This window comes from Bradyrhizobium sp., from assembly GCF_036009065.1.
Taxonomy (GTDB): domain Bacteria; phylum Pseudomonadota; class Alphaproteobacteria; order Rhizobiales; family Xanthobacteraceae; genus Bradyrhizobium.
The window spans coordinates 1-5,925 of sequence record NZ_DASYMN010000459.1 but is presented as its reverse complement, the minus strand read 5'-3'; the positions used below and the strand labels follow the sequence as shown (position 1 = coordinate 5,925).

Annotated in this window: 6 protein-coding genes and 1 pseudogene; 6 read left to right on the top strand and 1 reads right to left on the bottom strand. The window is 64.0% G+C overall.

Going from position 1 to position 5,925, the window contains the following annotated elements:
• The 6 genes and pseudogenes from VGP39_RS27590 to trpB form a co-directional block, all read left to right on the top strand.
• Positions 1–522: S1 RNA-binding domain-containing protein (locus VGP39_RS27590; RefSeq protein ID WP_327571265.1), on the top strand; the 522-nt coding region annotated here is incomplete at its 5' end.
• Between the two features lie 312 nt (positions 523–834).
• A complete protein-coding gene (sppA, locus tag VGP39_RS27585) occupies positions 835–1,815 on the top strand; it encodes a signal peptide peptidase SppA (RefSeq protein ID WP_327571264.1) in 981 nt (326 codons plus the stop codon).
• A 170-nt stretch (positions 1,816–1,985) separates the two neighbouring features.
• Positions 1,986–2,291 (top strand): integration host factor subunit beta, encoded by a 306-nt coding sequence (locus VGP39_RS27580; RefSeq protein WP_327571263.1) that lies wholly within the window; start codon positions 1,986–1,988, stop codon positions 2,289–2,291.
• A gap of 90 nt (positions 2,292–2,381) precedes the next feature.
• Positions 2,382–2,774 (top strand): LapA family protein, encoded by a 393-nt coding sequence (locus VGP39_RS27575; RefSeq protein ID WP_327571262.1) that lies wholly within the window; start codon positions 2,382–2,384, stop codon positions 2,772–2,774.
• A gap of 149 nt (positions 2,775–2,923) precedes the next feature.
• Positions 2,924–3,565, top strand: a pseudogene (locus tag VGP39_RS27570) (phosphoribosylanthranilate isomerase); the annotation flags it as partial.
• A gap of 176 nt (positions 3,566–3,741) precedes the next feature.
• Positions 3,742–4,956: a tryptophan synthase subunit beta gene (gene trpB / locus VGP39_RS27565; protein ID WP_327571261.1), complete on the top strand. Its 1,215-nt coding sequence runs from the start codon at positions 3,742–3,744 to the stop codon at positions 4,954–4,956.
• Positions 4,957–5,319: 363 nt separating this feature from the next.
• Here trpB and VGP39_RS27560 read toward each other — a convergent pair whose 3' ends face one another.
• The gene (locus VGP39_RS27560; RefSeq protein WP_327571266.1) at positions 5,320–5,661 is read right to left on the bottom strand and encodes an endonuclease domain-containing protein; all 342 of its coding nucleotides are present in this window, start codon (positions 5,659–5,661) and stop codon (positions 5,320–5,322) included.
• Positions 5,662–5,925: the final 264 nt, after the last annotated feature.

The following is a 5,925-nucleotide window of genomic DNA, read 5'->3' as shown; positions in this document are numbered from 1 at the left end:
GGCGACGTCGACGGCATGGTGCATCTGTCCGACCTCGACTGGAAGCTTCCGGGCGAGCAGGTGATCGACAACTTCAAGAAGGGCGACATGGTCAAGGCCATCGTGCTCGATGTCGATGTCGAGAAGGAGCGCATCTCGCTCGGCGTCAAGCAGCTCGAGGGCGATCCGTTCGCAGAACCCGGCGACGTCAAGAAGGGCGCGGTGGTGACCTGCGAGGTGCTCGAGGTGAAGGAAGGTGGCATCGAGGTCCAGATCTCGGGCACCGACTTCACCACCTTCATCAAGCGGTCGGAGCTTGCGCGCGAGCGCAGCGATCAGCGCGCCGAACGCTTCGCGGTCGGCGAAAAGGTCGATGCGCGGGTGATCCAGTTCGACAAGAAAGCCCGCAAGGTGCAGGTCTCGATCAAGGCGCTGGAAGTCGCCGAAGAGAAGGAAGCCATCGCGCAGTACGGCTCCTCGGATTCCGGCGCGACGCTGGGCGACATTCTCGGCACCGCGCTCAAGGGCCGCGCCGAGAAGTAAGGCTCGCGCGTCGTCCTTACAAATAAGGGGCTCCGGTTTCGGCCGGAGCCCTTTTTTAATGATGATATTTGCGTGTCCCGGACGCGGTGCGGCATCCTTCATGCCGCTCAGAGCCGGGACCCCGGTTAGACAAGCAAGCTGGGCCCCGGCTCTGCAGCGCACCGTTCCGCAAGGGCTACACGCTGCGCTGCATCCGGGGCACGCGAGAACGGGGCCTTGTTTTCTTCATATTGCATCGCAATTGATGTATTCAGATAACCCGATATCCATGCTGCGGATGCAAAACGCGCGGGGCAACTCCGGAGAATTTCGATGTCGCTTGATTCCGATGTGATCGTCGACCGCCGCAGGATGCGCCGCAAGCTGACGTTCTGGCGCGTCGCCGCGGTGCTGGTGGCCATTGCCGCCGCCGTCACCGTTGGCGTGCTGGCGGCGCCGGGCGGAAGCAGCGCGCTGACCGCGTCCGGTTCGATCGCACGCCTCAATATCGAGGGGCTGATCCGCAGCGACCAGGCTCGCGTCGAGGCGCTGGAGCGGCTGGAAAAATCCTCTGCCGCCGCTGTCGTCGTGCACATCAATTCGCCGGGCGGCACCACCGCCGGCTCCGAGCAGCTTTACGACGCGCTGGTGCGCCTGAAAGCGAAGAAGCCGCTGGTCGTCGTGGTCGAAGGACTGGCCGCGTCGGGCGGCTATATCACGGCGATCGCCGCCGATCACATCGTCGGCCAGCAGACCTCGCTGGTAGGCTCGATCGGCGTGCTGTTTCAAATTCCGAATTTCACCGACTTGATGAAGACCGTCGGCGTCAAGGTCGAGGAAGTGAAGTCCTCGCCGCTGAAAGCAGCGCCGAACGGTTTTGAGCCGACCAGTCCGGAAGCGCGTGCCGCGCTCGACTCGCTGGTCAAGGATTCCTACGCCTGGTTTCGCGGCCTCGTGAAAGAGCGCCGCGGCATGGACGACGCGCTGCTGGAAAAAGTCGCCGATGGCCGGGTCTTCACCGGCCGCCAGGCGGTCGATCTCAAACTGATCGACCAGCTCGGCGATGAGAAAACCGCGATTGCGTGGCTGGTCGCGCAGAAAAACGTCAAAAGCGGTCTGCCGGTGCGCGATTTCAAACTGGCGCCGCGGTTCGGCGACCTGACTTTCCTGCGCACCGCGGCTTCGATCACGCTCGACGCGTTCGGCTTGAACGCGATCGCGCGGCAGATCGAGCAGGCCGGCGTCGCGCAAGCGATCGAACACCTCAGTCTCGATGGCATGCTGGCGTTGTGGCGTCCTGCGGCGTCGAACTAAGCCCTGTAAGTCCGGTTTCCGTCACTCTTTCCCGCATTGCGAGCAGCGTCACAATCCCCGAATCGGCCGCTTGTCACGTGTTTTCCGGCGCCCGGAATTTCATTTAGCGTCTTGACAGTTCAAGGCATTTTCACGGAAATGCATGTCCCCGCGCCATGGGTCCAACCTCGATGATCAAATCCGAACTGGTTCAGCGCATCGCCGAGCACAACCCGCACCTCTATCAGCGGGATGTGGAGAACATTGTGAACGCGATCCTCGATGAAATCGTAGCTGCCTTGGCGCGCGGCGACCGCGTCGAGTTGCGCGGCTTCGGCGCGTTCTCGGTGAAGCATCGCCCCGCGCGCGCCGGGCGCAATCCGCGCACTGGCGCCCATGTCCCGGTCGACCAGAAGAGTGTGCCGTTTTTCAAGACCGGCAAGGAAATGCGCGAACGGCTGAACCGCGAGACCGGCGCTCCCGACGCGGGCGCGTGAGGCATTTAAAATTGCGCGTATTCTGATCGCAAAACCGGTACCCACTTTTGCGGAATACGCGTCCCAGATCGCTCTACTGTGAGAGAGGCCATGCGAAAATTTTTCACGGCCCTGATCGTGATTCCGCTGGGCCTGCTGTTCATCGTCTTTGCGGTCGCCAACCGGCATCTGGTTACGGTGTCGTTCGATCCGTTCAATTCCCGCGATCCATCTGTCGGCGCCACCATGCCGCTGTTCGTCGTCATCATCGCGGTGGCGGTTCTCGGCGTAGTGGCGGGCGGAACGGCAACCTGGTTCCGGCAGCGCCACTGGCGGCGCGCGGCGCGCCAGCATGAAGCCGACGCGAGGCGCGCGCAGGCGCAACTGGCCGAACTGCGCGCCGGCGCGGCCGCCTCGCGGGGCGATTCCCGCTTCCTGGCGCTGCCCCCGCAGGGCATCGGATATCGGGCCGACCGGCGAGACAAGCACGGCGCGACGTTGTAGAACCCGCCCCGCAGCCCCTCATGGTGAGGAGCGCGTTCTTACGCGCGTCTCCAACCATGAGCACGACTGCTCATCCTTCGAGACGCGGCCGAGAGGCCGCTCCTCAGGATGAGGACCTTCCTGTTACGCCCTAACCGGTGCGTTGAACCATGTCTCTGATCGTCAAAATTTGCGGCCTGTCCACGCGCGAGACGCTCGACGTCGCGCTGGATTCCGGCGCCGACATGGTGGGATTCGTGTTCTTCCCGCCCTCGCCCCGGCATCTCAGCCTGGAAAAGGCCCGCGAACTCGGCAAGCAGGCCAAGGGTCGCGCTGTAAAAGTAGCACTTTCGGTCGATGCCGACGACGCGGCGCTCGCCAACGTCGTCGATGCGCTGCAGCCGGATATTTTGCAATTGCACGGCAAGGAATCGGTGGCGCGGGTTCGCGACATCAAGCAGAAGTTCGGATTGCGTGTGATGAAGGCGCTCGCGATCGAAACGCCCGCCGATCTCGCGAGCCTGCCGGGCTATGCCGCGGTCGCCGACCACATCCTGTTCGATGCCCGTGCGCCGAAACATGCCACCCGCCCCGGCGGCCTCGGCGCCACCTTCGACTGGCATGTGCTGGAAAATCTCGCCCTCGAAACTCCCTTCATGGTTTCCGGCGGCCTCACTGCCGGCAATGTCGCGGAGGCCGTGCGGGTCACGCGCGCCGGCGGCGTCGATGTTTCCTCGGGCGTGGAGAGCGCGCCCGGCTTGAAGGACCCCGACATGATCCGCGCTTTCATCCGCGCCGCGCGCGCCACTAAGGGCGTCTTGCCCGGGCTTGTCCCGCCTGCGGGGCCGGAGCCCCTTCGGCGCGGCGAAGGCCCGGGCATCCACGTCTCTCGAAACGACAGCAAGCAAGACGTAGATGGCCGGGACATAGGCGAGCAAAGCGACGCCGTCCTTCGGACGGCTATGCCCGGCCATGACGAAAGGCGACAATGAATCCGAACCTGCCCAATTCCTTCCGCAGCGGTCCCGACGAGACCGGGCATTTCGGCATTTTCGGCGGACGCTTCGTCGCCGAAACGCTGATGCCGCTGATCCTCGATCTGGAAAAGGCCTATGCCGAGGCCAAGGCCGATCCGGCGTTCCACGCCGAGATGAACGGCTATCTGAAGGACTATGTCGGCCGGCCGTCGCCGCTGTATTTTGCGGAGCGCCTCAGCGAGCATCTCGGCGGCGCAAAGATCTATCTCAAGCGCGAGGAACTCAACCACACCGGCTCGCACAAGGTCAACAATGTGCTCGGCCAGATCATGATCGCGCGCCGCATGGGCAAGAAGCGCATCATCGCCGAAACCGGCGCCGGCCAGCATGGCGTCGCCACGGCTACCCTGTGCGCGCGGTTCGGGCTTGAATGTATCGTCTATATGGGCGCCGTCGATGTGGCCCGGCAGGCGCCGAATGTATTCCGGATGGAGATGCTCGGCGCCAGGGTCGTCCCGGTGCAGTCAGGCACCCGCACGCTGAAAGACGCGATGAACGAAGCGCTGCGCGACTGGGTGACCAACGTCCACAACACGTATTACTGCATCGGCACGATCGCAGGCCCGCATCCTTATCCGGCGATGGTGCGCGATTTCCAGTGCGTGATCGGCGACGAGACCCGCGTGCAGCTGCAGGAGGCAGAAGGCCGCCTGCCGGATTCGCTGGTCGCCTGCATCGGCGGCGGCTCCAACGCGATGGGACTGTTTCATCCGTTCCTCGACGACCCAAGCGTGGAGATTTTCGGCGTCGAGGCGGCGGGCCATGGGCTCACGCAATTGCACGCGGCATCGATCGCCGGCGGCCGGCCCGGCGTGCTGCATGGCAACCGCACCTATCTGTTGATGGACGATGACGGCCAGATCCAGGACGCGCATTCGATCTCGGCGGGGTTGGACTATCCCGGCATCGGGCCGGAGCATTCCTGGCTGCATGAGACCGGCCGCGTGACCTACCTGTCCGCCACGGACGATGAAGCGCTTACCGCCTTTCAACTGCTGTCCCGGATGGAAGGCATCATCCCGGCGCTGGAATCGGCGCATGCCATCGCCAAGGTAATGGAGCTGGCGCCGAAGCGATCGCGCGATCACCTGATGGTGGTCAATCTCTCCGGCCGCGGCGACAAGGATATCCCGCAGGTCGCGGAGATTTTGCGGGGGAAGAAATGAACACGGGACACCGCCTCTTTCTTCACCTCTCCCCGTCGGGGAGAGGTCGGATTGCGCAAGCAATCCGGGTGAGGGGCCTCTCCACCCACTCGAACTGTAATGTTCTTCCGCCCTCACTGGGCAGAGGTACCCCGTACGCCCAGCTGTGCCTGTGGCTTCCCCTCACCCGGCTGCTTCGCAGCCGACCTCTCCCCGACGGGGAGAGGTGTAGGACAGCGGCTGCCCTACGATGATCACCCGCATCGACACCCATTTCGCCGAGATGGAGCGACTGTCCCGCGCGAGTGTGCGGCGCCGCCGCTTTCTTCACCTCTCCCCGTCGGGGAGAGGTCGGATTGCGCAAGCAATCCGGGTGAGGGGCCTTCAGTCGATTCGAAGTGTGCCTTCGATCATCTCAAGCACACCCTCAAGATTGTCATACACATCGGTGTTCGAGACCCGGACAATGTGGAAGCCGCAGGCCTCCAGCACGTCGGACCGTGCCTTGTCCCGTGCCAGTTCCGGTTCGGCGTGCGTAACGCCATCCACTTCCGCGATCAGTTTTCCGTCGAGTGTTACGAAGTCAACGACATACCGATCGATCGGATGCTGGCGGCGAAATTTCCAGCGCGCCAGCCGCCGGTTGCGCAGCGCTTGCCAAAGCTTTGCCTCGGCGCTGGTTTGCGACTCGCGACGTTTTCTTGCTCTTGCTTTGAACCTGTCCATCCCCTTCACCAGCCGTGCCTGCGGCTCCCCCTCACCCGGCTGCTTCGCAGCCGACCTCTCCCCGCCGGGGAGAGGTGTGACGCAGCGCCGCCGCTTCCTTCACCTCTCCCCGTTGGGGAGAGGTCGGATTGCGCAAGCAATCCGGGTGAGGGGTCTCTCCACGCATCCAGAGCTTGGCGCCCTTTATCCTTCCACACCGCGGACAGGTAGCGCCACAAACGCCAAGCTGTATCCGTGGCGGGGGGGGGGGGGGGGGGGGGGGGG